Source organism: Paraburkholderia sp. BR13439, assembly GCF_040948805.1.
GTDB classification, from domain to species: domain Bacteria; phylum Pseudomonadota; class Gammaproteobacteria; order Burkholderiales; family Burkholderiaceae; genus Paraburkholderia; species Paraburkholderia youngii.
The window spans coordinates 1-309 of record NZ_JBFPKN010000180.1 but is presented as its reverse complement, the minus strand read 5'-3'; the positions used below and the strand labels follow the sequence as shown (position 1 = coordinate 309).

Annotated in this window: 1 protein-coding gene; it reads left to right on the top strand. The window is 55.0% G+C overall.

The window, feature by feature from the left end; all coding sequences use genetic code 11:
- Positions 1-309: Tn3 family transposase (locus AB3X96_RS42770; RefSeq protein WP_368594444.1), on the top strand; the 309-nt coding region annotated here is incomplete at both ends.

Genomic DNA, 309 nt, shown 5'->3' with positions numbered 1-309 from the left:
TGCCGCCACTCCGACCGCAAAGGCGAGGCACTCGCGCAAATATTTCGGTCGCGAACGGGGAGTCGTCGCCTTTACCTCCCTCACCAATCACGTTGCCACACTCACCAACCTCATCGGTGCGCACGAGCACGAAAGCCATTACGTCTTCGACCTCTGTTATCACAACACGACCGATATCGCGTCGACGATTATCACCGGAGACATGCACAGCATCAACAAGATGAATTTCGCGGCCATGTACTGGTTCGAGATGGACTTTGCGCCGCGCTTCACCAACCTGCAAGCACAGCTAAAACATCTGTTTTGCGG